This window comes from Bradyrhizobium sp. WYCCWR 13022 (genome assembly GCF_030435535.1).
Classification (GTDB): Bacteria; Pseudomonadota; Alphaproteobacteria; order Rhizobiales; family Xanthobacteraceae; genus Bradyrhizobium.
This window is the reverse complement of sequence record NZ_JAUIZJ010000011.1, coordinates 1-26,730: the sequence shown is the minus strand read 5'-3', so window position 1 is coordinate 26,730 and position 26,730 is coordinate 1. Positions and strand designations below refer to the sequence as shown.

General features: G+C 60.0%; 17 protein-coding genes and 10 pseudogenes. 17 read left to right on the top strand and 10 right to left on the bottom strand.

Features of this window, described 5'->3' with window-relative positions; all coding sequences use genetic code 11:
• Positions 1–73: 73 nt before the first annotated feature.
• The 3 genes and pseudogenes from QY049_RS19375 to QY049_RS19365 all read left to right on the top strand — a co-directional run.
• Positions 74–765 (top strand): annotated as a pseudogene (locus QY049_RS19375) (IS3 family transposase); the annotation flags it as partial.
• A gap of 71 nt (positions 766–836) precedes the next feature.
• Complete coding sequence (locus QY049_RS19370) at positions 837–1,001, top strand: hypothetical protein (RefSeq protein ID WP_164934318.1); 165 nt, start codon at positions 837–839, stop codon at positions 999–1,001.
• Positions 1,002–1,080: 79 nt separating this feature from the next.
• A pseudogene (locus QY049_RS19365) lies at positions 1,081–1,938 on the top strand (IS66 family transposase); the annotation flags it as partial.
• Positions 1,939–2,074: 136 nt separating this feature from the next.
• Here QY049_RS19365 and QY049_RS19360 read toward each other — a convergent pair.
• The 3 genes and pseudogenes from QY049_RS19360 to QY049_RS19350 all read right to left on the bottom strand — a co-directional run.
• A pseudogene (locus QY049_RS19360) lies at positions 2,075–2,643 on the bottom strand (IS5 family transposase); the annotation flags it as partial.
• A gap of 65 nt (positions 2,644–2,708) precedes the next feature.
• Complete coding sequence (locus QY049_RS19355; RefSeq protein ID WP_164934298.1) at positions 2,709–3,803, bottom strand: C45 family peptidase; 1,095 nt, start codon at positions 3,801–3,803, stop codon at positions 2,709–2,711.
• Positions 3,804–4,078: 275 nt separating this feature from the next.
• Complete coding sequence (locus tag QY049_RS19350) at positions 4,079–4,759, bottom strand: hypothetical protein (protein ID WP_128929867.1); 681 nt, start codon at positions 4,757–4,759, stop codon at positions 4,079–4,081.
• Positions 4,760–4,975: 216 nt separating this feature from the next.
• On the opposite strand from QY049_RS19350, the gene QY049_RS19345 reads away from it, so the two are divergent.
• The 10 genes and pseudogenes from QY049_RS19345 to QY049_RS19295 all read left to right on the top strand — a co-directional run bounded on the left by QY049_RS19345 (position 4,976) and on the right by QY049_RS19295 (position 12,777).
• Positions 4,976–5,650, top strand: coding sequence for a transposase (locus QY049_RS19345; RefSeq protein ID WP_164939080.1), 675 nt, complete (start codon positions 4,976–4,978; stop codon positions 5,648–5,650).
• A 14-nt stretch (positions 5,651–5,664) separates the two neighbouring features.
• Positions 5,665–6,426 (top strand): IS21-like element helper ATPase IstB, encoded by a 762-nt coding sequence (gene istB, locus QY049_RS19340; RefSeq protein WP_128929869.1) that lies wholly within the window; start codon positions 5,665–5,667, stop codon positions 6,424–6,426.
• Between the two features lie 375 nt (positions 6,427–6,801).
• Positions 6,802–7,155, top strand: coding sequence for an IS66 family insertion sequence element accessory protein TnpB (gene tnpB / locus QY049_RS19335; protein WP_128929870.1), 354 nt, complete (start codon positions 6,802–6,804; stop codon positions 7,153–7,155).
• 51 nt (positions 7,156–7,206) lie between these two features.
• On the top strand, positions 7,207–7,482 hold the full coding sequence (locus tag QY049_RS19330) for a transposase (protein WP_232995629.1): 276 nt from the start codon (positions 7,207–7,209) through the stop codon (positions 7,480–7,482).
• A 36-nt stretch (positions 7,483–7,518) separates the two neighbouring features.
• Positions 7,519–8,713: pseudogene (locus QY049_RS19320) on the top strand (IS66 family transposase).
• A gap of 41 nt (positions 8,714–8,754) precedes the next feature.
• Positions 8,755–9,993: a tyrosine-type recombinase/integrase gene (locus QY049_RS19315; protein ID WP_128929871.1), complete on the top strand. Its 1,239-nt coding sequence runs from the start codon at positions 8,755–8,757 to the stop codon at positions 9,991–9,993.
• A pseudogene (locus tag QY049_RS19310) lies at positions 9,990–10,915 on the top strand (tyrosine-type recombinase/integrase). Before QY049_RS19315 ends, QY049_RS19310 begins: the two are co-directional and overlap by 4 nt.
• Positions 10,912–11,913 (top strand): tyrosine-type recombinase/integrase, encoded by a 1,002-nt coding sequence (locus QY049_RS19305; protein ID WP_128929872.1) that lies wholly within the window; start codon positions 10,912–10,914, stop codon positions 11,911–11,913. Before QY049_RS19310 ends, QY049_RS19305 begins: the two are co-directional and overlap by 4 nt.
• 125 nt (positions 11,914–12,038) lie before the next feature.
• A pseudogene (locus QY049_RS19300) lies at positions 12,039–12,179 on the top strand (transposase domain-containing protein); the annotation flags it as partial.
• A 43-nt stretch (positions 12,180–12,222) separates the two neighbouring features.
• The gene (locus QY049_RS19295) at positions 12,223–12,777 is read left to right on the top strand and encodes a plasmid pRiA4b ORF-3 family protein (RefSeq protein ID WP_232995630.1); all 555 of its coding nucleotides are present in this window, start codon (positions 12,223–12,225) and stop codon (positions 12,775–12,777) included.
• 41 nt (positions 12,778–12,818) lie between these two features.
• Here the strand turns inward: QY049_RS19295 and ccrA are convergent, their stop codons facing one another.
• Together ccrA and QY049_RS19285 are read right to left on the bottom strand one after the other, a co-directional pair.
• Positions 12,819–14,096, bottom strand: coding sequence for a crotonyl-CoA carboxylase/reductase (ccrA, locus tag QY049_RS19290; RefSeq protein ID WP_232995631.1), 1,278 nt, complete (start codon positions 14,094–14,096; stop codon positions 12,819–12,821).
• 517 nt (positions 14,097–14,613) lie between these two features.
• Complete coding sequence (locus QY049_RS19285; protein WP_237867202.1) at positions 14,614–16,155, bottom strand: acyl-CoA synthetase; 1,542 nt, start codon at positions 16,153–16,155, stop codon at positions 14,614–14,616.
• A 1,717-nt stretch (positions 16,156–17,872) separates the two neighbouring features.
• On the opposite strand from QY049_RS19285, the gene QY049_RS19280 reads away from it, so the two are divergent.
• The 3 genes and pseudogenes from QY049_RS19280 to QY049_RS19270 all read left to right on the top strand — a co-directional run.
• The gene (locus QY049_RS19280; RefSeq protein WP_128929874.1) at positions 17,873–19,264 is read left to right on the top strand and encodes an MATE family efflux transporter; all 1,392 of its coding nucleotides are present in this window, start codon (positions 17,873–17,875) and stop codon (positions 19,262–19,264) included.
• Between the two features lie 656 nt (positions 19,265–19,920).
• Positions 19,921–20,079, top strand: coding sequence for a hypothetical protein (locus QY049_RS19275; protein ID WP_164934297.1), 159 nt, complete (start codon positions 19,921–19,923; stop codon positions 20,077–20,079).
• A 945-nt stretch (positions 20,080–21,024) separates the two neighbouring features.
• A pseudogene (locus QY049_RS19270) lies at positions 21,025–21,708 on the top strand (transposase); the annotation flags it as partial.
• Between the two features lie 338 nt (positions 21,709–22,046).
• On the opposite strand, the gene QY049_RS19265 reads toward QY049_RS19270, so the two are convergent.
• Positions 22,047–23,075 (bottom strand): IS110 family transposase, encoded by a 1,029-nt coding sequence (locus tag QY049_RS19265; protein WP_128929876.1) that lies wholly within the window; start codon positions 23,073–23,075, stop codon positions 22,047–22,049.
• Positions 23,076–23,203: 128 nt separating this feature from the next.
• Positions 23,204–23,881 carry a hypothetical protein gene (locus QY049_RS19260; protein WP_128955123.1) on the bottom strand — a complete coding sequence of 226 codons (678 nt, stop codon included), beginning with the start codon at positions 23,879–23,881 and terminating at the stop codon, positions 23,204–23,206.
• Positions 23,882–23,947: 66 nt separating this feature from the next.
• Here QY049_RS19260 and QY049_RS19255 point away from each other — a divergent pair.
• Positions 23,948–24,076: pseudogene (locus QY049_RS19255) on the top strand (IS110 family transposase); the annotation flags it as partial.
• 133 nt (positions 24,077–24,209) lie between these two features.
• On the opposite strand, the pseudogene QY049_RS19250 reads toward QY049_RS19255, so the two are convergent.
• From QY049_RS19250 to istA, 3 genes and pseudogenes are all read right to left on the bottom strand, one after another.
• Positions 24,210–24,308: pseudogene (locus QY049_RS19250) on the bottom strand (transposase); the annotation flags it as partial.
• A gap of 131 nt (positions 24,309–24,439) precedes the next feature.
• Positions 24,440–25,250, bottom strand: a pseudogene (istB, locus tag QY049_RS19245) (IS21-like element helper ATPase IstB).
• Positions 25,247–26,730, bottom strand: a 1,484-nt coding sequence (istA, locus tag QY049_RS19240; RefSeq protein WP_301269861.1) for an IS21 family transposase, incomplete at its 5' end; no start/stop codon positions are given. The pseudogene istB (QY049_RS19245) and the gene istA, both read right to left, overlap by 4 nt.

Below are 26,730 nucleotides of genomic sequence, written 5' to 3'. Positions count from 1 at the left end.
GGCGAAATCGCTAGGCTTCGTGTTGCAGGCCATCCCGGGCGACGCCAATCCGGCTGTTTCTTAGGAAGTCGATCGCGATCTTCGTCGGAACCCGGACATGAGCTTCCGCTTCATCGAAGACCATCGCGAGACCTATCCGGTCCGCCTGATGTGCGCCGTGCTCGAGGTCTCGCCGGCCGGCTATTACGCCCGGCGCGAGCGCCCGGTGAGCGAGCGGGCAAAATCAAATGCCACGCTCCGGGCAGCGATCCGGCTGGTCCATCAAGACAGCAGCGGACGCTACGGCAGCCCCCGCGTCCATGCCGCCCTGCGGGCGCAGGGCCGTGGTCCCAGTCGCGGTCGAATTGAACGGATGATGCGTCGGTACGGTATTCGCGCCATCATGGCACCGCCGCGCCGTGTGCGCACCACCGACAGCCGCCACGGTCTGCCGATCGCACCGAACCTGATCGCGCGGGACTTCACCGCGGAAGACCCGAACCGGGTCTGGCTCGCCGATATCACCTATATTCCGACCGCTGAAGGTTGGCTGTATCTGGCGGCCGTCATGGACCTGTTCAGCCGAAAGATCGTCGGCTGGGCCATGCGGGATCATATGCAGGTCGAACTTGCATCTGCCGCCCTGACGATGGCGATCCAGCAGCAACTCGCGCTCAAGTCCAGAGCGATATCTTCGCCTTCATCGAGGGCTTCTACAACCGAACCAGGCTCCATTCCGCCATCGGATATATCCCCCCGATCGAAATGGAGCTAAAAGCCGCTTAACCCGTCCACTTTTTCGAGGGAAGATCAGGATCGCTTATTATGGGCAATACACCCGCTCAGCGCTTTATCCGTTGGCGCGCTACATCAACCAGACGTTAGGTATTTGGTTGAAGCGAAAGTACAAGCGCTTCCATCACCGTTTAGGACGCGCGCGTCTCTTCCTGGAGAAGATCGTGCGTGAGAACCGCAGGCTCTTTGTGCATTGGCAACTCGGCGGTGGCGGCAAGCTTGCCTGATGGGAGCCGGGTGAGGCGAGAGTCTCACGCCCGGTTCTGCGAGAGGCTGGAGGTGAAATCCCTCCGGCCTACTCACCCCACCATCCGGATCCTGGCGAAGGGCAAATGCACGACCGGCCGGATCTGGACGTATGTGCGGGATGACCGGCCGTTCGCCGGGCCTGCGCCGCCGGCGGCGGTCTATTATGCCTCGGGCAACCGACGGGGCGAACATCCTCAGATGCATCTGGCCGCCTTCGCCGGCATTCTGCAGGCGGATTGCTATGGCGGCTTCGAGCCGTTGTTCGATCCAAAAAGGAAAGCAATGCCGATCACTCCGGCATTTTGCCTGGCCCATGCGCGGCGGGGATTCTTCGAGCTGGCTGACATCGAGAAAGCCGCCCGGGAAGGCAAGGGCAAACCGGTCTCCCCGATCGCGCTGGAGGCGGTCAGGCGTCTTGACGCCCTGTTCGAGATCGAGCGCGCCATCAACGGCCGTGGTGCCGACGAGCGGCGTGCTGTGCGCCAGGAGCGGAGCAAGCCGCTGCTCGACGACATGCACGCCTGGCTGCTCCGCGAGCGAGAAAGCCTCTCCCGCTCCGCCGAGGTCCTGAAGCCCATGAACTACATGCTCAAGCGCTGGGACGGCTTCGTCCGCTTCCTCGACGATGGCAGGATCTGCTTGATCAACAATTGCGCTGAGCGTGCATTGAGAGGCATTGCCTTGGGAAGGCGCAACTGGACCTTCGCTGGCAGCCAACGTGGCGCCGACCGTGCCGCTATCATGCTGACGATGATCACGACCTGTCGCCTCAACGACGTCGATCCCAAGGCTTGGCTCGCCGACGTCCTCGCCCGGATCGCCGATCTTCCCACCTCGCGTCTGCGCGAACTGCTGCCCTGGGAATGGAAGCTCCTTCACCAAGCCGGCAAGTCCGCCGATCAGCAAGCCGCCTGACCTTCACGCAACGCCATCGTAGAACTCGCCGTGCTCGCGCGCATGCGTCAATCAGGCGGCCTTCGTCGTATGCGTACGCTCCTCAAGCGGTGGAATTGGTGAAAGCTCCTGTCGCGGCTTAGCCCCGGCGGATACCGACAGGCTTGGCACCACGATCGATGATTTCGGCGCGAAAGCCGTCGCCGTCGTACCCTTTGTCACCAATGAGGGCAGACATCGGTGGCGCGAGTTCCAAAAGGGCCGGCGCTGCGGCTATATCTGCATCCTGGCCTGGAGTGAGATGAAATGCGCAAGGTCTGCAGTCAGGGTCGCTCAGCGCATGGATTTTCGTGGTCCGCCCACCGCGCGAGTGGCCGATCGCTTGTTCATGCTCCCCCCCTTTTCCGCCGCTCGCCGAGCGATGCGCTTGATCGAGGTGGAGTCGATGGATAAAGTCACGCCGTCCTTGCCACAGCGGGCGAGCGCTTCAAAGATCGCCTGCCAATGTCCACGCTTGGCCGAGCGATTGAACCGATTGTAGATCGTTGTGTAAGGACCGTAGTCGGGCGGACAATCGCGCCAGCGTGCGCCGCACTGAAGCATGTGAATGATACCGCTGATGATGCGCCGATCGTCATCGCGCGCCGGGCCGGTCTGGTTCATCGGCAGATGCGGCTCTATCTGAGCCCACTGCTTGTCGTTAAGCCAAAACAGCCCTTTGCGCATCGAAGTCCCCCGTGCCGAATCAACTCGGTGCGAGGGAATCAGAACCGGCTAATTAGGTACAGACCCTAAATCCAAAGATCAAATCGCTCAAGCGGCGCGCTGCACGGGGGTCCGTCAGTGGCGAACAAAACACGCTTGCTTAGATCCATAATGATGGCGGAAAGGGTACTATTCGGATACTGCGTATCCTGGTTCGGGTGACAGCAAATGGATGCCGGGTAAGAGAAATGGTCTTTGAGGCCCAACAAAATATGATCCACATCCACCTGCCCGAGCCTTGAGCGCAGATGTCGACCAAAGCGACGGGACCGAAACGGACTGTCGGGCACAAAGCGCTCCCATTCTGAAGGTATTCGTGTTCCCGGCTCAAAATGATTTGCGTGTGAAATTACCCCATCCTCAGGATAAATGTACCGTTTGTCATTGGGGGAGCTCTCAATGTTGATAATCTCGCCATCAGCATGGCCAATCAGGTAGTTCATAGAGATGTTTCGATCAGCGCGGATAATCGCGCTTATCGCGCGGTCGAATGTCGGCGCCTGAAGGATGGACCGGCACCTCAGCTTAAACGGGGCGGTCATGAGTGCCGAGCCATCAATAGGCGAAACCAAGCTGTTGCAGACTAGCCCGATCCCAGCTTCATTCAGTCCCGCTATGGGGCCGGCGCAGCCTGCTTCGAAGATGCCCAGCCATTGCGGGTTAGCGGGCGTCACTACTTTGCCTACAAAAAGGGTGCCCCGAACTGCCGCTTGCCCATCGATCGTTTGCGCCAGCATTGTTGTATTTTGCGCGGTTACCTCGGGCATTAATCCGGCAGACGTGCAGCCATCCAAAATCCCATACGATAGATCGGCGGCTCGACGTGCCATCAGGCGTAGCCAAATCTCATGCCGGACGTTAAGCATCACAACCGTATAGAGGGGCATAAAGGCAGCGTCGGCAATTCCCCTCAGCTCTTCAACGTAGTCGGGTCGTAGATCTTCAAGGAAGCGCAACCAACCAGTTGCTTCAGCTTGAATTTGCGCAAGATTAGTTCCGTTAGCGCAAAAGCGTTTTAAATAAAAGTCAGCATTGGCCGCGATTTCCGATCGCATCAGCTCTCCTTGCTGCTGTCCCCTTTCGCGGGGTATCGCAGTAAAGACGGTAAGCTTAAGACTCATTGAAAGATCTCCTTGCATTGGTATGTCCGCTTCTACGCGGTGGGCGGAGCGACGCGATAACTCGGATCGAAGTCGTGAGCCTTGTACGGTGACCCGGATGGTGTATAGAGATCCGATGGAGAGGCTGCTGGTAGCTGAAGTGCTTGGCACGCTCATTAACTCACAAGCGTATGGCATCTAGTCTAGAGAGCGGCAATCGGTGGGGCGTTAGCTCAAGACCTTCGTCGCCGGTATTGTTCCGGCCCGCAGCCCGCAAATGCAACGACGTTAGACGATCAGTTCAGGTCCGGCGTTACGTCTAACAATTGCTTAAGTTCATAGCCTGTCATCCAGAACAGCCAATCGTTAGCGACGATATTCTCTTGCACCAGGTGAATGTCTGCTCCGCCTGGTTCATTGTGAACCGGATCATAGACGTTCTTATCCAACGACCACCGCCCAGCTAGGCCACAGAGAAAGTCGGGAGCCCACATCGCAAGACTGACGCCACGCATAGTCCCCGTCATGATCTTGAGCAGGCCCGAGCCCCTGAAGTCGGGGCGGATCCAGATATCCCCGTGGTACACCACTTTACCTGTAATGCTGCGCGCCATCTGAGCAGTACAAACGCAGCGATCTTCAGGATGTGCATCTATCGTCGGATTCGCATAGAAGAACTTCAGCGTTTCGAGGTGTGCTGCAAGGGTGGTTTGCGACAGGTCATAGAAGCGCGCGGCCTCGACGAGCGCCACTTTGTTTTCCTTATCAAAACCCACAAGCCAATACCCTTCGCCCGTTCGAATCGGTGAGCGGTCTGGCCGAAAGATGGGATAAGTATTGGGTTTGTCTGCTAGCGAGGCTGTGATCGCGATGTACTCGTTGAAATCACACCCAATGGAAAGCCTGATGCCCATTTTCGCGGCCGCGTCATCGTAAACCTGGAGAAAGCGCAGCAAGGGATTCAAGGTGTATGTCATATTTGTTAGTCCTCTGTGTGAGGCTGGTTGTATCCTTTTATCGATCCTCACTGCTCGGCCGCAAGAGATTCCTGCCTATCTACTCTTGTAGGGTGAGTGATCTAGGCCGACCGCTCGTAGCTAGGAAACGTTCTCTTCCTGGATTGCCTAAGGAAAACCATGCTGTGAAAGCGACGGCCGTGCGGACGGCATGTCCTATCGTTAGGAGCAATAGGATTGAGGCGACGCCGATCCTATGCCAGGATCATGCGTAAACTCGGCGTGAGCCGCAACGAGCTGTTCGCACAGATCGACAAGCCGGCGCTCAACGCCCTGCCGCCGATGCCATATCAGTATGCCGAGTGGAAGAAGTGCCGAGTCGCGCCCGACTATCACGTCGAGATCGCCGGTCACTACTACTCGGTGCCCTCGCGTCTGATCCGCGAAGAGCTCGAGGCGCGCGTCACCGACAGGACGGTCGAGATCCTGCACAAGGGCAGCCGGGTTGCCAGCCACGCCCGCTCTGACGTACCCCAATGCCACACCACGATCCCGGAGCACATGCCGAGCGCGCACCGGCGTTATGCCGAATGGACCCCGGCGCGGATCAAGCGAGAAGCCGCCAAGATCGGCCCTGCCACGATCGCTCTCGTCGAAGCAATCATGAAAGCCAAACCACACCCCGAGCAGGGCTTCCGGGCTTGTCTCGGCATTTTGCGGCTCGCGCGCAGCTACGGCTCGGCCCGCATCGAGGCCGCCTGCCAGCGTGGCAACGACATCGGCGCGACCACCTACGGCTCGATCAAGTCGATCCTGCAGCACGGGCTCGATCGCGCCTACGCCAACGAGAGACCGCCAGACGGCCCACCGATCCGACACGGCAATATCCGCGGCACCGATTACTACCAGTGAAGAAAGGAGAGACGATGTTGACACATCCCACCCACGACCGCCTCGTCGCGCTCGGGCTTACCGGCATGGCGAAGGCCCTCGACGAACAGCAGCGACAACCCGACATTGCCGCGCTGGCCTTCGAGGAGCGCCTCGCACTGCTCGTCGACCGTGAAGCGACCGAGCGCGAGAACAAGCGGCTGGTTGCTCGGTTGCGGTTCGCAAGTCTCCGGCAGAACGCCGTCGTCGAGGATATCGACATGAAGGCGCCGCGCGGGCTCGACAAGCCGCTGTTCCAAAAGCTCGTCGCTGGCGAGTGGATCGACCGGCATCAGAACCTGCTCATCATCGACCCGACCGGCGTCGGCAAGAGCTGGATTGCTTGCGCCTTGGGCCACAAGGCCTGCCGGGACAACCGCTCCGTGCTTTATCAACGGCTGCCGCGGCTGTTCGAGGCGCTCACTCTCGCGCGGGGCGACGGCCGCCACGCTCGCCTGCTCAGGACCCTGGCGCGCGTCGAGCTTCTGGTCCTCGACGACTGGGGACTTGCCCCGATGACTGCCGAGCAGCAACGCGACCTGTTGGAGATGATGGAGGATCGCCATGGCCGCGGCTCGACCTTGGTGACAAGCCAGCTCCCGGTCGAGCATTGGCACGAGCTCATCGGCAACCCAACCATTGCCGACGCTATCCTCGATCGCCTCGTACACAACGCCCACAGGCTCAATCTCAAGGGCGAGAGCCTGCGCAAAGCCGCCGCCAAGCGTCAGACGCTTGACGACGAGCCCGCCAACTGACCTGATGACGACGTCGTCGCGAGACCCCGCCTCGGCAGGCGGCCGGGATCATCGGAATCCACGGCCGGCTTCAATCGGTACAGGCGGCCGGCTTCGCCCGGAATCCGCGGCCGACTTCGTCGGAATACGCACCCAGCAGGTGCACGACTGGCGACGCCGGGCACGTTTGGGCCAGTTGGTGCTGCCGACTTCGGAGACGCTGTCGTTCGTGCCGGTGGTATCGGAATCGGCGCTACCGGCGGCCGCAGAGCCGACCAGGTCGCCGGAAGCAGCCATTGTGACGGTTGAGCTCCAGGGAGCACGCGTGGAGGTGCGGGGGGCGCCTGGCCTTGCTGTGTTGAGCGACGTGTTCTTAGCGCTTCGACGGACACGTTCATGCTGACGCCGCCCGCGAGCCTCATGCTTTACGTGGCGACGCAACCTGTAGACTTCAGAAAAGGTGCGGAGGGCTTGGCGCTGTTGGCGAAGGAGACGCTGGGCCATGACCCGATGAAGGGTGTGCCGGTGGTGTTCCGTGCGATGCGCTCTAACCGGGTGAAGATCGTCGTCTGGGATGGCAGCGGCCTTGTGATGTACTGGAAGCGGCTCGATGGCAGCGGCTTCAAATGGCCTCACATTGTGGCCGGCGTGATGCGGATGAATGCCGCCCAGCTGTCGGTGCTTCTGGCTGGCATGGATTGGACGCGCATGCATGCGCCTCGCGACGCACCGCCGAAAGCACTTGCGTAAAGATACAAATCTTCGCTGCATCGGGGCGCGAAGCATGGCAGACTCGGGGCAATGAGTGATTTGCCTGATGAACTGCCGAGCGATCCGGCCGAGTTGCGGGTCTTTGCCGCGGCTCTGCTGGATCGCTGCGCCAGGCTCGAGCGGTTGCTCAAGCTTGCAAAAGATGCGCAGTTCGGTCGGTCCTCGGAAAAGCTGGACGCTGATCAGCTGCAGTTTGTTCTGGAGGATATCGATCAGGCCGTCGCCGCCCTCGAAGCAGCCGAAGATCGCCCCAATCCCAGAGTTTGCGAGAAGAGAGCTGCCGCGCGCAGAGCCAACAGGGTTTAACTTCCGTGGCATTTGCCGCGCATCGTCGAAATCCTGATGCCAGCGGAGACCAGTTGCCCGTGTTGTAACGGCGACCTCTTCGAGATCAGTCACGATGAGAGTCAGAGGCTCGATGTCGTTCCGGCGCAGTATCGCGTCATCGTAACCCGCCGGCCCAAGCTGGCCTGCCGCGCCTGTCACGGCGTCGTCCTCCAGCAGGCTGCGCCCGAGCGACTGATCAGGGGAGGATTGCCCACCGAGCGGCTGGTCGCGCATGTGATCGACGCCAAGTATCATTGGCATTTGCCGCTTTACCGCCAGGCGCAGATGTTGGCGACCCACGGAATAGCGCTGGATCGTTCCACGCTCGCCTTCTGGGTCGGCTATGCGGCCCAGGAATTGAAGGCATCGTCTGCGCCAGCTTCTGCTCGCCTCCTCGAAGCTCTGTGTCGATGAGACTCCCGCACCGGTGTTAGATCCGGGGCGCGGCAGGACGAAAACTGGCTACTTCTGGGCGCTGTCACGCGATGACAGGCCCTGGGCCGGACCTGACCCACCTGGGTGGTTTACGCTTATGCACCGGGCCGTGGAGCCGTCCGGCTTGAGGCTGCTCGAAGGCTATCGCGGCATCATCCACTGCGACGGAGCTTACAAGACGATGATCCGAGAGAGGCGTGCGGACGCCCTGTCCGGGACGCTCGCCTTCTGGTCGCATCTGCGGCGCCAGTTTGTGAAGATCGAGCGCGAGGCTTCGCCGGCGCCAGCTCCGGTTGCCCGCCAGGCTCTTGAACGCATCGCCCAGCTTTACGCAGTCGAGAAGGCCCTCCGCGGCCGATCGGATGCGGAGGGCTGTGCCGGCAGGCAGGCGCATGCTCGGCCTCTCGCTACAGCCTTGAAGCAGTGGGTTGAGGCCAAGCTTGATCACCTTGCACCGAAGAGCGACACGGCGAAGGCCTTGCGTTACGCGCTCCGTCATTGGAGCGGCCTGACACTCTACCTTGATGACGGGCGCATCGAGATGGACACGAATGCTGTCGAGCGTGCGATGCGGCCGATCAAGCTCAACGCCAAGAACTCTCTTTTTGCCGGGTGCGACGAGGGCGCCGAGGATTGGGCAGTCCTGGCTTCGTTCATTGAGACAGCCCTATGCCGCGCGCGGCATAGGGCTGTTTATGCCGCCCGCCGAACTATGCCGAGTCGGGTCGTTTTCCCCAGATTTCTGGCTGACCGGCGTTTGGTCGGTTCGGCATAGTTCGTTCTGTGCCTCCGCTTTCAACAGCGGAGAACAGGAAGATGGAAGTTGAAAAGTACTTGGGCAGAAGCCGGCTGTACCGGCGTCTCAGAAGCGGGCCGCACGGACAACTCGTCGAGCGCTACGCCGCTCGTCTCATCGAAGAGAGGCTCGTTCGGCACGGCACGTGGCGTTGCCTCAACGTGGTTGGCGGGCTCCTGAGTTGGATGGCGGGCCGTCGCTACAAGCTGGTCGATCTCGATGAGCAGGTCGTTGAGCGGTACCTCCGGCATCGAGGCGGAAGGCAGTCTATCCAACCCGGTGACCGGGCCGCGCTCAAGCGATGGCTGTCGGTGCTGCGCGAGGAAGGCGTGATCGCGCCGTCGGTGCTGCCGCCTCTCACCCCGCACGAACGGATCTTCAAGGAGTTCGATGCCTACCTGCGATCAGAGCGCGGCTTGGCCCCGAGGTCCATCGTCCGCCATCTCCCGGTCATCCGCAGGTTCCTGCACGAGGTGTGCTCCGGCGGCGCCGCCCTGGGCAAGATCAGCCAAGAGGACGTGATCCGCTACATTGAGCGCCACGCCCAGGATTGGAGCCCGGGAACAGGCAAGGCGATGTGCTGGTCGTTGCGCGCCTTTCTCCGTTACCTCCACCATCGGGGGCTGAACGCGCGCCCGTTGGCGGATTGCGTTCCATCGATGCGGCGATGGAAGCTCGCAACTCTGCCGACCTATCTGCCTGCGGCACAGGTGCGGAAGGCTCTCGACGGTTGCGACCGAGAGACAGTGATGGGACGGCGGGACTACGCCATTCTGTTGTTGCTAGCCAAGCTCGGCCTGCGGGCCGACGAGGTCGCGACGCTCACCCTTGATGATATCGACTGGCGCGCCAGCGAGATACTCGTTCGCGCCAAGGGCCGACAGCGTGCACGGATGCCGATACCGCCAGACGTTGGCGCGGCCATCGTTGCATATCTCCGCAATGGCCGCCCAAAGTCGTCGTGCCGACGATTGTTCGTCCGTACGCTCGCGCCACACGTCGGCTTTGCTTCCGGATGTGCGATCACCATGATCGCCAAGGCCGCTCTCGATCGCGTTGGAATCGAAGGTTGCGCACATCGCGGCGCCCATATCTTCCGACACAGTCTCGCTACCGAGCTTCTCCGATCTGGCGCCACCTTGTCGGAGATCGGACAGTTGCTGCGGCACGAGAACCACGACACTACCCGGATTTACTCGAAGGTCGACATCGATGCGCTGAGAACATTGAGCCTGCCCTGGCCGGGAGGCGTGCAATGACCAATCTGCGCGCCGCACTCGATAAGTACCTGAGCATGCGCAAGGGTTTGGATACAAGTACGAGCACCAGACCCGTCGGCTCGCCGACTTCGTCGCCTTCATGGAGAAGCGCAAGGCGAGGATCATCACGACGAAGCTGGCCATGGAATGGGCAACGCTGCCGCCCGATCGTCATGCATCCTGGGCGCTGCGATTGAGCGACGTGCGCGGGTTCGCGCGCCATGTCGCCAACTTCGACCCGAGAACGGAGGTGCCGCCCGTCGGCATGCTGCCCGGATGGAAGCGCGCCAAGCCCTATGTTTACAGCGACGCGGAGATCGATGCGTTGCTGACGGCAGCGCTGGCTCTGCCACCAGCGGACGGGCTGCGCCGATGGACCTACCATGCCTTGTTCGGGCTGATCGCGGTGACGGGCATGCGTATATCCGAGGCGATGGGCCTGGAGCGTGATGACGTCGACCTCGACGCCGGCGTGCTGACGGTCCGGCTGACCAAGTTCGGCAAGTCGCGGCTCGTGCCATTGCATCCGACGACGAGAACCGCGCTGCGCGACTACGCCCACCGGCGCGATGCGCTGCTCGGGTCACGCTGCGGCTCGACCTTCTTCGTTGCCGAACAGGGAGGCCGCTTGCTGCACCAGTACGTTCATCGCGTCTTCTGGCGATTGTCCAGAGAGATCGGGCTGCGGCGCCCAGGTGATCGTACCGGGCCACGCGTGCATGACTTCCGTCATCGCTTCGCCATCCGGACGCTGCTCAACTGGTATCGCGAAGGCAAGAACGTCGAGCAACAACTCCCAGTGCTCTCCACTTACCTCGGCCACGTCTGCGTGCGCGACACTTACTGGTATCTCTCGGCCTGCCCCGAGTTGATGGAGGAAGCCGCGCGGCGTCTCGATCGGCGATGGGAGGTGACGCCATGAAGCCCGCTTGCAATGTCGCCACGTTGATCGAGCGCTTCTTCACCGAGCGCCTCATGCGCCAGCGCAATGTTAGCGGCAACACGATCGCCTCCTACAGAGACACGTTCCGGCTGCTGTTCATGTTCGCTCGGGTGCAGCTGCGCAAGTCCCCATCGGCCCTGACGCTCGCCGATCTGGATGCAACGTTCATCGGCGCGTTCCTCACCGATCTCGAGGTAACGCGCGGCGCCAGTGCGAAGACGCGTAACCTGCGTCTGACGGCCATCCGATCCTTCTTCAGGTTCGTGTCCTTCGAGGAACCGGCACACAGTGCGCTGATCCAGCGCGTGCTCGCCATACCGAGCAAGCGTCACGACAAGCGAAAGGTGCACTTCCTGACGCGCCCCGAGATCGAGGCGGTTCTCGCAGCGCCCGATCGAACGACGTGGCTTGGCCGCCGCGATCACACCTTGCTGTTAGTCGCGGCCCAGACAGGCTTACGCCTCTCAGAGCTGACTGGCCTTGACCGGGATGCCGTCCACCTCGGGTCTGGCGCACACGTGCGATGCGTCGGTAAAGGGCGGAAGGAGCGGACCACTCCGCTGACCACACTCGCTCGGTGTGCGCTCCAGGCATGGCTCAAGGAACCGTTGCGGAAAGGAGCAACAGCGTTGTTCCCGAACGTGCACGGGGGCCGGCTCAGTGCCGACAGCGTCCAGTCCCTGCTGGGAAAGCATGTTCGTGTCGCTCACAAGAGTTGCCCGTCTTTGAAGGCCAAGAGCGTGTCGCCGCACGTGCTGAGGCACAGCGCTGCGATGGAACTGCTGCAAGCCGGCGTCGACTGTTCTGTGATCGCGCTGTGGCTCGGTCATGAATCGGTCGAGACGACGCAGACGTACCTGCACGCCCACCTCGCCCTCAAGGAAGCTGCCCTGGCGAAGCTCAAGCCGTACGAGCGCGGCAAGCTAACCCGCTTCCAGCCGAACGACCGCCTGCTCGCCTTTCTGGAGGCGCTCTGAACGACCAGACTATGCCGAATGGAATGGGGCTGCCCTGCACGCGATCGGCGGTGCCAGCGTGACAACGGCGTGCCATACCAACTCCGTTCGGCATAGTTCGGCGGGCGGCATAAACCTGTAAGCTCAATGGCGTCAGTGCCGAGCACTGGCTCGCTGATGTTCTCGCCAATCTCGTCAATGGTTGGCCTGCGGCGCGACTGGACGAACTGCTCCCTTGGGCATCGATCTACACGATGCTTCCATACGATCCGAGGCTGGCGGCATGAGCCTGAACACGACCGCGGTCCGGATCAAGGTGACCTCAAGGACGTGAAACCGGAGGTGATGCGTCGCCTCGTCGTACCCGTCACCCTGCGCTTGGATCGGCTGCATCTGTCGCTTCAGGCGGCATTTGGCTGGACGAACAGCCACCTCTTCGAGTTCTTCGCTGGTGAGGTCCGTTGGGGGATTCCAGATCCTCACAACGATTACGCCCACCAGCCCATGGATGCCAGCAAAGCGCGGCCTTGCGATGTCGTTCGCGAGACTGGCGCCAAGACGATCCATTATCTCTATGACTTCGGCGACAGCTGGGACCATGTGATCAAGCTCGAAAAATGGTTCGAGAACACCACGACGGAGGGACTTCCCTTCTTGCTCGAAGCCGCCGGTCGTTGTCCTCCGGAAGACGTCGGCGGTGCGCCGGGTTATGCCGAATACCTTGAAGCCATCAGAGACCCTGCCCATCCGGACCACGAACATATGCGCCTCTGGGGTCCGGCGCGGTTCGATCCCAACATCGTCGACCGGAAGGCGCTCGAAGCCGCCGTCAACGCGCTGTCCGACACATGGAAACCGCGGCGACGCGCGACGCGAACAAAATAGGCGTCAAGGGCCAGTCAAAAGCCGCAGAACTGCGCTTACGGTTAAGGCAACGCAGCCGCGGATAAAATGTCCTCCAAATTTCGTAGTCCGATTCGCGGCGCATTGATCAGAACAGCCATGTTTCCGGGCCTGTGCTGATTCTTCCACATCTTCGTATGCGCTCGCGCAACTTCCTCCCACGGCAGGACCTCGCTCATACTCGGGTCGATTCGGCGATCGAGCACAAAACGGTTCGCAGCATTTGCCTGTTTGAGATTCGCGAAATGAGAACCTTGAATTCGCTTCTGGCGCATCCAGATATAACGGGCATCGAAGGTAAGATTGAAACCTGTTGTGCTGCCGCAAACGACTACCATGCCACCGCGCTTTACGACGATCGTCGAGACGGGGAATGTTTGCTCACCTGGATGCTCGAACACAATATCGATATCGCGCTTTCCAGTAACATCCCAAATTGCCCTTCCAAACCGCCGCACCTCCTTGAGCCAAGGCCCGTATTGAGGTGAATTTACTGCCGGCATAGGGCCCCAGCAATTGAATTCAGTGCGGACTATAACACCCTTTGCACCAAGCGATCTTACATAATCGGCCTTAGTCCGATCGGAAACGACTCCGATTGCATTGGCGCCGCATGCTGTTGCAAGCTGCACTGCAGATACCCCGAGCCCGCCCGTAGCACCCCAAATCAGCACGTAGTCGCCAGCCTTTAGAATGTGCGGCGGGTGTCCGAACAACATCCGGTAAGCCGTTGCAAGCGTTAGCGTGTAGCAACAGGCCTGCTCCCAGCTGAGGTGAGCTGGCTTCGGCATCAATTGCCGTGGCTGCACGCGGCAGAACTGGGCGTAAGAACCATCAGGCGTCTCGTATCCCCAGATCCTCTGGGAAGGTGAGAGGAGCGGTTCGCCACCATTGCAATCCTCATCATCCCCGTCGTCCTGATTGCAGTGGATGACCACCTCGTCCCCAACCCTCCACCGGCGCACCCTTGCTCCTACCGCCCAAACCACTCCAGCCGCATCCGATCCGGCCACATGATAGGAGCATAGGTGCACATCAAAGGGGGACATCGGCGCCCCTAACGCCGCCCACACTCCGTTATAGTTGATGCCTGCAGCAGCGACCATGACCAATACTTCATCCTCGCCGATCGGCCAAGTCGGCACCACTTCTACCAGCATCGAACTCTCTGGCGGCCCGTGGCGCTCGCGCCGTATGGTCCACGCGTACATACGTTCGGGAACGTGTCCGAGGGGCGGCACTTCGCCGACCTTGTACAAATCCTTCTGGCGGGAGGCCTGTCGTGATGTATTGGGGTCCAACTTCAACTCCTCTGCGCTGTGATGTGGTGCGCGGGCAGAGTGCTCTCCGCCTTAGTACAGTCGTCGGCCTGCGCAGCCTCTCCAAGCAAGCAGCAATTAACGTGCCGCCACAGTGAGAGGAGTAGACGGAGGCAAACGCTTAACGTGGACACGATGCAAACGGGACAGCTTCACCTTGCACCAGGATCGTCGACCGCGCCTGTCGAGGCTGCACGAAACGCTTCCATTGGAGACTTCGACTTCTAAGTCTATCTGCCACCATCCTAGCACTACGACGTCGGTAAGTCGGAGTGGACACCTCATCGAACGGTAGACCCATCCAGCCGCTTCGTCGCGGCCACAGTCAGCGTAGAGAGGACCAATCAACCCTTCTGTCATCGCGCATCCCGAACTGACGACCTTGCGACAGAGGAGATCCATGACGGCAACCAATTGTAGCTAGCGACCCTCAAGCCGAGGGCCCACGGGCAGAACAGTGCCTTTTCAGATGCGGGGTTTTGTTCCGTCTCGAGTCCTCTCAAATCCTGCGTCCTGACTTCTCCCAATAAGGATCTTTCAGCAGCCTCTTGAATAACTTGCCAGACTCTTCACGCGGAAGGCTGGTCCGGATCTCGATTATTTTCGGAATCTTGTAGTCCGCCAACACCGTCTTCAACTTCTCGCGGATGTCATGGACTCTAAGCACCTCCCGTCGGCGCGGTTCGATCACCGCCATCAGTGCCTCGCCAAAGTCCGCGTCCGGAACGCCAAACACAGCACAGTCTTGAACGCCCGGTATCATATGGAGAGCCGCTTCGATCTCCGCGGGATAAATGTTGACACCGCCTGAGATTACAACCTCCCGTTTTCGGTCACAAAGAAATACATATCCATCAGCGTCGATATAACCGAGGTCACCGGAAGCAGTGAAACCGTCGTCATCGGCCTCGGCAGAGCTCCCAGGTCGATTGTGGTACTTGAACTGTGGGTACCATACGTTGCGTGAACAGATTTCTCCTATTTGTCCGGCCGACAATTCTCTTCCGTCTGCACCAATCACACGCAGCTGAACGTGCTCTAGCGGCTTGCCGACCGTTCCCGGCTTTGCAAGTGATTCTCGCGAACTCGCAAATGTTACCGCACCGGCCTCCGTCGAGCCGTAGAACTCGCATATAATGGGGCCCCACCAATTTATCATGGCATTCTTCACGATCGGGGGGCAGGGCGCAGCCCCGTGGACTACGTGTCGCAAGGACGCGAGATCATAGCTTCGTCGAATACTGTCGGGCAGCTGCAGAAGGCGAATAAACATAGTCGGCACCATCAAGATGGTGTCGATCCTCTCCGCCTCTATCAGCCGCAACAACTCTTCAGGCTCGAACCGCGGCATCAGCACAAGCGCACCACCGCGGCGGCTGAACCACATTCCAAATAAATTCGGCGCTGAATGATAAAGCGGGCCTGGGAGTAGCGCGCGAGTGCCAGATCCATAGACTATGGCTCGCATTTCCTCCAATCCGATCGCCTGCTCGCTGGTTGGTGGGCTACGACGCACGCCTTTAGGACAACCAGTCGTTCCTGAGGTGTAGATCATCGTCATCGGCTGCCGCGCGGGCGCTCCTGCAAAGAGCGGCTGATCCGCTATCCACTCTTCAAAATCCCGCGCGAAGTGCGGCACTTTGAGGCGCGTCCCTTCAATCTTGTACGCCTCTGCTACTTCGGGCGGCGTCGGAACGCTTAGAATTGGCAATCTGCTAGCGAGATCGGCATCCAACAAATGCAAGAGGTCCGCGTGGCCTATTAGCAAACGTGCTCCACAGTCGGCCAGAATGTACCCGATCTCCTGTCGCTTGAAATGCCAGTTTACAGGTACTGCAAGGGCTTCGGCTCTCATGATCCCATCGGTAACTTCGACGAATGCGATATCATTCCGCATTAAGATGCATACACTGTCCCCTTTCCCAATGCCGAAGCGCTTGAGCCCCCCAGCAACGCGAATTGCGCGATCTGAAACCTCAGAATGACGGCGGCGCCTCTTACCTGAGATAATACCCCGAAATCGTTTAGACGGCTGATACATCGCTCTTCCTTTAGTGGAGAAGGGCGACGTCGACGATCCGGCCGTTGGCTGGACATGCCCGAGACACGTGCCCTGCCTTGCCTCAGAGCAAAGCGCGTGCCGATTTCATACAAATTGGGACAGTGTAGAAACGCAAGAGACACCTCAGCTGCTCTGACAACTACTATGCTTTTTCTGACACTCGTGTTTGTCCGCCGCACGCGGGTACCTTTTCATCCGGCTTCACCACTCTGGAGCCCGCGTCGACATTATGGCAAGGCGCGTCGGCCCCCTTTTCCTGCAACACAAGCTCGCAATCGGAGAACTAAACTCAATCCCATTCGATGTGTTGGAATCGGCTTACTGACCGGCGACGACTTATCTGATGTCGGTCCACAGACTTGGTTGTCCCAATATCGCGATCATGATGATGATGGAGATCGACCTGAAGTCGCTGACGAGGGTCGAAATACAGTGCAGGCTAGCTGCGAACCCGGGTCGTGTTGGCTTTCTTGCAGAGGGCAGAACCAGAAGGAGACGACCACATGGACCTGAAGTCCGAAATGGGAGAAGTGGCGGCGCCCGATTCCCGCATCGAAGCCGGTGATCGCGCGAGGGAAACTGCCCCAAGACGACCAACCATCGGAGTTTTCGCGGCACGGTAAAGGCCAGCGGCGGCCGGTATCGACATGCACCGCATTCGCCGGCCTTCCGGCTCCCCGCGCCTCGGATCAGAGAGATTCAGGCTCGACCGATCCGTACGTCTTGATCGACATTCGCGATGCCGTCGGATTTTAGGGCTCCCCAAGGATCGTTTCGTGTGCGGACACACAGTAGTAGCCTCAAGTCATGCTTTGGGCCGCAGCGCGCCGATGTTGCCGATGCGTCCTGGCCACCCAGCCGCAAGGAGCCATGACTACAAGCTGCATGGCGCCAAATCGCTATTCACGTTTAACATTGCGAGGCAAACGCCGAACTGGCACTGCGAATAACCCGAAAGAAACACCTAGATACTACTCAGTAACTGGTTTCAAGTTATTATTACAGCCGCCTCAGGCTTTGAACCGCAGGAGGTCATGGCCCGAAGCTGACTTGAGGCTTTAATCGTTAGGTTGTTTGGACCACAAAGAGTTGACCGTGACACTCTGCGCGGCTGGTTGGATTGACCGCAAGTGCCAGCCCTGAGTGACCCAGCAGCCCCGCTCTTCCCAACGGGGACTGTCGCAGATGCGACAGCTGTCCGCCTCATGGCGCCTTCCCTTCGGCAAATTCACTCAGACTTTCATTGTGGCACAGGTTTTGAAAGGACTTGCTCATCTGCCGGGACGGTAGAAAACGCCCCAATGACAGAGCACTACCTTACGGCACTTCGGCGCATCCTACACTGCGCACTTAACCTCAAGACTAGCTGGACAGCGTTAGCGATACTTTCTTGGAGAGAGAGACGCACCAGCGCGCGGCGCTCACTATGGCGGCTTCCGTACGTTCATCATGTCTTCTTCCAAACCAACATGCACCTTAGCACGTTGATCGCGTTTTCGTTGTCAACGGACACAGGCTCGCTTGGGCCTACCAATGACGGCACTAGCATCGAACCGGGGCACCGTATCCTGAGGGCTGCGACGCACCTGGTTCTACCTTCTTTACAGAATCAACACCTTTTGCACTCGACGCCCAACATCGCGGGACCGTGGGCTCGAGGCGGGCAGGCGTCTTCACCGAGCACGAAATACACCAAATGAAGCAGCTTTCTGCCTTGCGTCGCAATCCAAGGACACGAACGGTTTTGAGTAGATTCGCTGTCGAGCTCCGTGCGACCGCGGTGTTGGCTTGGCCAATGGCACTGGCGCAGCTTGCTCAGGTCGCAATGATGGCGACGGATCTTGCCTTTGTTGGTCGTCTTGGGCCCCGGGAGCTCGCGGCCGCAGCATTGGCCACCACCCTGTATGTCATAAGCTTCACGTTCGGCGCCGGGTTACTGACGCCGATCGCACCTTTGACGGCACAATCTCTTGCCGGCAAGGGTGCGGCCGATGTGCCGCGTGCACTGCGCATGGGGCTTTGGCTGGCCCTGCTTTTCTCGTTGCCTATTATGGCTGTTTGTACGGCAGGCGAACAAGTTCTGCTCGCCCTCGGTCAGGAACATTGCGCAGCACGGCTATCTCAGCAGTACCTGCTTGGACTCGCGTGGGGCGTGACGCCAGCGCTGTGGTTTCAGGCCATTCGACATTTCATGGGCGCAGTGGGACGGCCGCAACCGATCTTCCGAATTACCCTGGCCGCTATCCCGGTCAACGCGGCCATTGTTTATCTTCTGGGCTTCGGAAAGCTCGGGCTGCCACCACTAGATCTTCTTGGCGTCGGCATTGCGACCGCCCTCGTAAATTGGGGCATGTTCGTAGCAGCTCTATGGCCCGCAATAGCTTGCCGCCCGTTCCGCGACTACCAGGTGCTTGCGCACCTGTGGCACTTCGACTGGCCGCTCCTACGAGCGATCATTTTGATCGGAGCGCCGATCTCGGTAGCAGTCATCATGCAATACGGCGTGTTCGCCGCCGCCGCACTCCTTGTAGGTAGGATCAGCCCGAGCGCGCTTGCCGCTCATCAGATTACGATGCAGATCGCCACAATCGCCTACACGGTGCCCTTCGGCATCAGCATGGCGGCCGCAGTGCGGGTCAGTCATGCGGTCGGGCACAATGACGCCTCCGGTATCAAGCGCGCAGGCCTGGCTGCGATCCTGCTCGGTGTTTTGGCCTCTGCGCTTGTGACGGTTGGGGTCATTGCGACGCGTTTTCGGATCGCCGCGTTTTTCTTAAACAAGTCACTGAACGACACGGACACGGCAATCGGACTGACGTCATCCCTCCTTATGGTTGCCTCAAGCTTTTTCGTAGCTGATGCAGCGCAGGTCATTGCGGGTGGCGGGCTCCGTGGGCTGAAAGACACGGCAAAACCGCTTCTGTTCGCAATCTTTGCGTACTGGCTAATCGGCTTCCCGGTCAGTTTCGCCTTGAGCTGGGTCTTTGGTGCAATTGGAGTCTGGATCGGGTTATCCGCCGGCGCAATTACCTATGCAGGTTTCCTCGTCACCCGTTTTCTGTTGCTGGCAAGTCGCTTTACTGTATAGGCCGCTCCTATGCCTCTTAAACCCAAGGAGAAGATTCCGTGCTCGCGCGTGCCTCCGGGGTGAACTTCATGTTCGGCCTTTAAGCAATGAAACGCTGACTGCAGCAGCATTTTTAGCGTTTCGACGGGAGATACTCTCATTACGAAGGCCGCCTTACGAATCGGAGGAGGCCGCCGGCCACGAAAACAGTCATACAAAAACGGGGTTGCACACCGTCCTCACCATGAGCTTACCATCGGGGCTCCCAGTGACTGAATACATCCGTCACAATCTGAGCCCCGATGGTAAGCTCACGGTGCGGGCGTCGAAACTAGCGGCCGGGATGACGCAGCCGGAACACCAGGACGAATTCCTGTGCGAAGTCCCGGAGGGTGCGAAGTTCGTATGGGATCAGTAAATCGAGGGTGTGAGTGACGCTCGATGTAGATGTGATCTGTACTGCGGCCATATTCCATAGCTCGTGTGGCAGCGAGCGAACGGGGCCTTCGTTCAGAACCGTCGCTCATATAAGAGCGCGTATTCCGCTTTTAAATGACAACGGGCAAATATCCCGGCCTCCTCGGTTGTTGATTTACTCAGCGCAGCGGCAGGGCGCTATTTTCGCGCCGTTGGCGCACGCGCAACAATAGTCCCCTTCCTACAAGGAAAGAGCGATCATGGCTAAAGTCCCTCCATTCCATTCGATCAAACCCTATTCAACGAATGTCTATCATGACAACGACAAGTGCACTGAAGGCAACAACATCGAATGGCAGTATCGCCTTCTGGCGCAGCCGGTCGGCCCCGTTGCGAGCCACTGCATCCGGCTTGCCTGACTTCAACGGTGGTCGTGGTGTACGGCGCAAGCAGTCCCACGCTTCGTGATTATCCAATGCGGCACCGAACAACCTTGTTGGGGAGCACGTCCGCTTCCATCACCATCGGAAGCAATATTCGCGCTTTGGCGGCCTTCTTTCCGGCGATAGTTAGCGCAAAACGCCGACAAGTCGCATCCGATATGGATTCTAGCCTGCCCGAGCCGCCCCTGTCTTCAAAGGCTCGGGTCCTGTCGCAAACGCAACACTATAGCGACCGTATCGCACCACGCTCCTCGGCGGCAGGTATTCTAATAAGTTGGGCAGTTCCGAGGTCTGTTTGGGCGAGCTACGAGATCGGTTTGCCCTTAGCAAGTCGGCACATGCAAGACAACTGTGGGTCCACGCTGCTTCAGGCCAGCCTTTGGCAAGGATTTCGCAGGAGATCCCAGCAGATATTGCCGGATTCGCCAAGAGAGCCGATGCCCATCAATGATGAATTGGCTGCCATGCGTAGTCATCGTAACCGCATTCACCGCTACAGCCAGCTCCTGGAACGCGAGCTGCCAGAGCACGATCGCAGCTATTTGGAAGGACGCTTGTCTGAAGAATGCCGCGCGCTTAGACGCCTGACAGACGCCGTTTTTCCCATCGCGCTTGGACTCCCGCGCAGAATTACTCTTTCCGTACGGTCAGCCGAGTAGAGTAGGCGGCTAGCACGTGGCTAAAATCCAGGTCACGCTGCCCGACTGTGCCATACCGTAAACCCAACGGCTCGCCACTCGTAAGCTAGTCCCCCGTGAAGTAACGCGAACAGCCTGAAGTTACGGGCTAGTTCGAGGAATGCCGGCGATTGATTTTGCCGGCAATCGCGATGGCGAGGCCGATTTCCTTGCAAGATCGAATGAGGTATTCCGTCGAATTCAATCGTGATCCTCTGCTCGTCGGAGTGCATGAGCGGAGGTTTTGATGCGGCCACGGGAGCGGCGCGAGACCGGCGAGCAGGATCTGTTTCGCTCCCTGCTCGATCAGATCATCGATAGAAAGCATTCGCTGGCGACGCTGGCGCGCACGGTGGATTGGGGCTTCCTGGAGCAGGCGTTCGGAATGGTCTACACGGACGGTCCTAGCCAGTCGCCGCTGCCGACGCGCTTGATCGCAGGGCTCGGGATCCTTAAGCACACCTATGACCTGTCCGACGAGGTCCTGTGCGAGCGCTGGGTGGAGAACCCCTATTACCAGTTCTTCTGCGGCGAGGAGTTCTTCCAGCACCGGCTACTGGTGTTCGATCACTCGTCGTTGAGGCGCTAGCGCAACCGTATGGGCGAGGAGCGGCTTCAGGCCCTGCTAAGAGAGCCTGTCGGTTGCCGTCAGGACCAAGGCGATCGAACCGTCGGAGTTCTCCCGGGTGATGGTCGACACGACGGTGCAGCCCAAGAATGTGATGTTTCGGACTGATGCCAAGCTTCTGAACCGAGCGCGCGAGAAGCTGGTGCGGCTGGCGCAGCTCACCCGGGTGCGTTTACTCCAGTCCTATGCGAGGGTGGGCAAGTTCGCCCAGATAAAACATTAGCGCTACGCCCATGCCAAGCGGTTCAAGCGTGCCAGGCGGGCGCTGAGACGATGCGTACCTATTTCGGCCGGGTAATGTGTCATTGTCAAGCTCACATTTTTGAACTCTCCAACGGCAAGGTGGTAGCGCTCGTGCCGTCGCAGCTGGTCAGGGTTGCGGAGACGGCACGGGCGCGGGTGATACATGGTTTGCCGGCCAGGCTTGGGATCGCTCGGACCGGTTGACGTCGTCGCTGGGGTCATGGTCCTTTCCGAGGTCGCGCAGCGCCTCATGATGATGTCCGGGTCGGGTGCCTCAACGTCTGCAGCGGAGTACGGTCAAGCCGCCACCAGCCGAATGAACGAGGTCGCCACAACACCGTCCCAGCTGGACATCGCCAGTCCGGCGGACCGGACCAGGAACTTCACAAATCGGATCAGGCTTCCTTCGCCTGGCCCCAGTCGAACGATGTGCCGTCTACCCAGATACAGTGAAGAACTAGGGCGATCTTCCGCGCGATAGCAACCTTTGCCTTTCTCATGCCAATCCGCTTGGCAAGCTTCATTCCCCAAGCCTTGAGAGAAGACCATTTCTTCGTCCGATAAAGCAGAACTGTCGCCGCTTCGAACAGGTAAGTTCGGAGAAGACGGTCGCCCCATCGGGATATCTTGCCATTGATATCCGTTTCGCCAGACTGACTGCGCCGCGGTGTAAGACCCAGATAGGCGCCGACGCTCGATGCTGATCGGAATCGCGATGGGTCATCGATCGTATGCCGGAACGTCAAGGCAGTCACCACACCAACACCAGGAACCGTCATTAAGCGACGCGTCGTCTCATCCGACCTCGCAAGCTGTCGGACTTCATCGTCGAACTTGCTTTGCTGCTTGCAGATCTGCTCATGGATCGACAGAAGCGGCGCGATCACACCGAGGAGCTGATGACCGTCAGCCAACAGGTCACGGACCAGATTGCGGAACTGCAGGCCTATCGCGCGTGGAAACAGCAGCCCGGATTCTTTGATCAGGCTGCGGACCTGGTTTTCGATATCTCGACGAATGGCCACGAGCCGGGATCTCGCGACGAGTATCGCGCGAATCTTCTGACTTTCCTCGCTCTTGACTTTGACTTCTCGATACCAGCCAACTCGCACCAGTTCGGCCAGACCTCGAGCATCATTCTGATCGCTCTTGTTCATGCGTACCGACAAGGCCGCGTGGGCATGCCGAGCGTCGATGCAAACCACCGGAAGATCGACCCTGCGAAGTTCATGCCACAGCCAACTCGCCATCGCGCCGGTCTCAAAGCCGATGCGCTCCGCCTGTGGCGCCCGCTTGCGAAGCAGTGCCGTGAGCGCCCCCGGGTCGGACTTGGCCTTCCCCTCGAACAAGACCTCGCCCTCTTCATTGACCACGCACATCGAAGTTTCTTTTTGCGATACATCGAGTCCGACATATTGCTTCATGACAGGTTCTCCGAATCGGTTGATTGCGAGAGCTCGATTCTAATGGAGCTTTTCGTGCCCACGAGCGCTGACCGCAATTACGTCATCGTTTGCAATATTGACCCCCCGTATTGCCTCACCTGAGGATGTTACTTTCGCTTGACGGATGTAGACCCCACTGTCAGCCGGTCCGAGGTTGCGTCATTGCTCGCAGGATCGGAGGGACTGGGGGACGTCGCGGAATGCCCATCACACGCAGCGGCGGCCCCAGTCCCGGGATCACCGGCCAGTGCCGCACCCTCAGCCGTGCGCGGGATGATCGTCTCGGCTGCTTTGCGTCTGAGCGATCGCAACAATCGCTGCACGATGGTGTGCTGCGGCGGACCGAATTGTTCGGGGCGTTGTTCAGCGAGGCGACCGAGAATTGCCAGCGCGGTTAGACGGGGCTCGGCCGCCAGCCAGCGCTCGATGTCGGCGAGGTGCGGATCGAGCATTGATGGCATTCTCATGCGCTTTTTGTATGGCTTGTGCAGACGCCGATGGATGATGCGCTGCTCCCCCAAATGCACATCATTGCCGAGCCTCTTCGCGAACGCTGCTGCGTTCGTTGTCGGTACCGGTGGGCTGGCTGCTGCCACGAGCTTGCCCGCTCGGGCGTCGACGCGCGTGCCGAGCTCCGCCTGGGCGTCTCTCATCTCGGCCAGCAGGGCCACAGGATCGAGCGTGCGATAAAGCTCTCGAAGACGCCGTTTGACGACCTTGCTCAACCTCGGATGCGCCAGTGCGCGTTCATAGGGCGTGGCTGGAACATGATAGCGCTTGATCACTTTGGCGCCCTCGCGTCGCTTGTCCTTCAGCTTGGGGAATGTCCGAAGTTTTGTGTAAGCGATCGACGACGGCAATCAGGATAGAAGGCAAAGGTAGCCGTTGCCCGGAAGATCGCCGTAATCCTGCACTGTATCTGGGTCGACGGCACATCGTTCGACTGGGCCAGGCGAAGGAGGCCTAACCCTATTTTTTAAGTTCCTGGTCCGGCCTGCCGGACTGGCGATGTCCGCTGGGACGGTGGTCGTGGCGACGGCTCCAGCATCTGCTGGTGGGCTTCGATCGGAATGCTGCTGTATGTTGGAGGGCTCTCGAAAAGATCCCCCTGACGACGCAGTTGCCCAGTGTCGCCCGATCAAGCCGCAGGCCCTGGCGCGCATAGATCTCGGACTGGCGGTAGAACGGCGTATGGTCGCCAAACTTGGAGACGATGTAGCGCGGCAATCTGGGTAGGAGGTGCGCGGCGATCAGGATGGCGAGGCAGTGTCGCGGCCTGATGATGATTGCCGCGATGATTGTCGCGCGCAAGAGTTTTGTTGAACTCTGATTGTCGCGCAGCGTCAATCAGCGACGGTTTTAGGTGTCGCGTGCGATGGCGGCCGTCCTGGACCGCGTTTTCGTTCGAGGGCGGTCCGTCTGCGATAGCTCTCGACGTTCATCTCGACGATGGTTGCGTGGTGAACGAGGCGATCGATAGGCGAGGGTCATGGCGGGATCCGGGAAGACCCTGTTCCATTCGCCGAATGGCTGATTGGCGGTGATCAGCATCGAGCGGCGCTCGTAGCGTGCACTGATGAGCTCGAACAGCACGCTGGTCTCGGCCTGATCCTTGGTGACGTAAGCGAGATCATCAAGGATCAGGAGATCGAAGCGATCGAGACGATTGATGGCCGCCTCGAGGGTGAGCTCGCGTCGCGCCAGCTGGAGCTTCTGCACGAGATCGGTGGTGCGGGTGAAGAGGACGCGCCATCCGTTCTCGATGAGGGCCAGGCCAATCGCTGCCGCCAAGTGGCTCTTTCCGCCGCCGGGCGGGCCGAACAACAGCAAATTGGCGCCCTTGCCCAGCCAGCTGTCACCGGCGGCGAGCGCCATCACTTGCGCCTTCGAGATCATCGGCACGGCTTCGAAGTCGAAGCTATCGAAGGTCTTTCCGGCGGGCAAACGTGCTTCGACAAGGTGTCGTTCGATCCGACGGCGTCCGCGTTCGGCGATCTCGTGCTCGGCGATGGTCGCGAGGAAGCGGCCGGCCGGCCAGCCTTCCTTGTCGGACTGTTCGGCAAATTGCGCCCACAGCACCTTGATGGCAGGCAGACGGAGCTCATTGAGCAACAGATTGAGGCGCGCGGCATCAACCGTGTTCGTTACGCTCATGCGGCACCTCCGGTCTCGGCGGTACCGATGAGGCATTTGTAGGTCGCAAGCGGCACGAGCTGCACCACGACGTTCGGCAGGTTGGCGGGATCGGGGGCGAAGTGAGCACCTAGCCGGTTGAGGTCGGGCAGTCGGCCGGCCTCGAGGTCGGCGGTGAGCTGACCGGCGAGTTCGGTCTCGCAGCCGCGTTCATGAGCGAGCGCGAGGAGATCGACCATGATCCGGCAGGCTTTTTTGTCCGGCAAGCGTTCGCGCAACCGATCGAAGGTCTTCCGATAGGCATCGCGCGGGAACAGCCGATCTCGGTAGACCAGATTGAGAAGCGCCATCGGCTTGCGCCGCAGGGAATGGATCACGTGCCGATAATCGACGACCTGGTCGTACTTGCCATTGGGATGCGGCCGCCCACGCGGCAGGGTGACGAGATGGGTGCCGCCGACGAACACGTCGAGACGATCATCGTAAAGGCGCACCCGCAGCCGGTGACCGATCAGGCGCGATGGCACCGTGTAGAACACCTTGCGCAGGGTGAAGCCGCCGGACGATGTCACGCGGACGATCACCTCTTCGTAGTCGGAGGTGCGGCGATCGGGCAGCTCCTGCAACACCATGCGCTCGCTATCGATCCGCTTGGCGTTGCGGGCATTGCGGCGGCTGACGATCTCGTCGATGAAGCCGCGATAGGTGGCAAGATCGTCGAAGTCGACAGTTCCGCGCAGCAGCAAGGCGTCCGCGATTGCTCGCTTGAGATGACCGTGGGGCCCTTCGATCGAGCCATTCTCGTGGGCGACGCCTCGATTGTTGCGGGAAGGCCTCATGCCGTAGTGGGCACAAAGGGCCTCGTATCGCTGCGTCAGATCGTCCCGTGCATCACGATCGAGATTGCAGAATGCGGCCGACAGACTGTCGGTCCGATGCTCCCGCGGCGCCCCACCGAGCGACCAGAGGGCATTCTGCAGGCCTTCGGCCAAGGCAACGAAGCTCTCACCGCCAAGCACGACGTGGGCGTGCTCGAACCCGCAATAGGCCAAACGGAAGTGACAGAGACGATGATCGAGCGGGACCCCCGCGATCGTCACACCCAACTCGCCCATGTCTGTGAAGTCGGAGAGCCCTAGTTGGCCAGGCTCGTGGGTTTGGCGGAAGATCACCTGCTGCTCCTCGCCGTGGATCGCCCGCCAGGCACGGATACGGCGTTCCAGGGTACGACGGATACCGCTGCCGAGATCCGGATGACGTCGGAGCATCTCCTTGAACACCGCCACCGGGCGTAAGCCAGGGGCCGCCTTCAGGATCGGGACGATCTCGGTCTCGAACACCTCGCTCAACGGGTCCGGTCGTCGCCGGCCGCGGGGCGCCTTCCTTTGCGATGGAAGTCGGGGGTCTCTCTCGATCCGATAGGCGGTCGACGTACTGAATGACGCCTTGGCCGCCGCCACTGGCGGGCTATCGGTCTGACGGTACTTCATGTAGAGCCTTC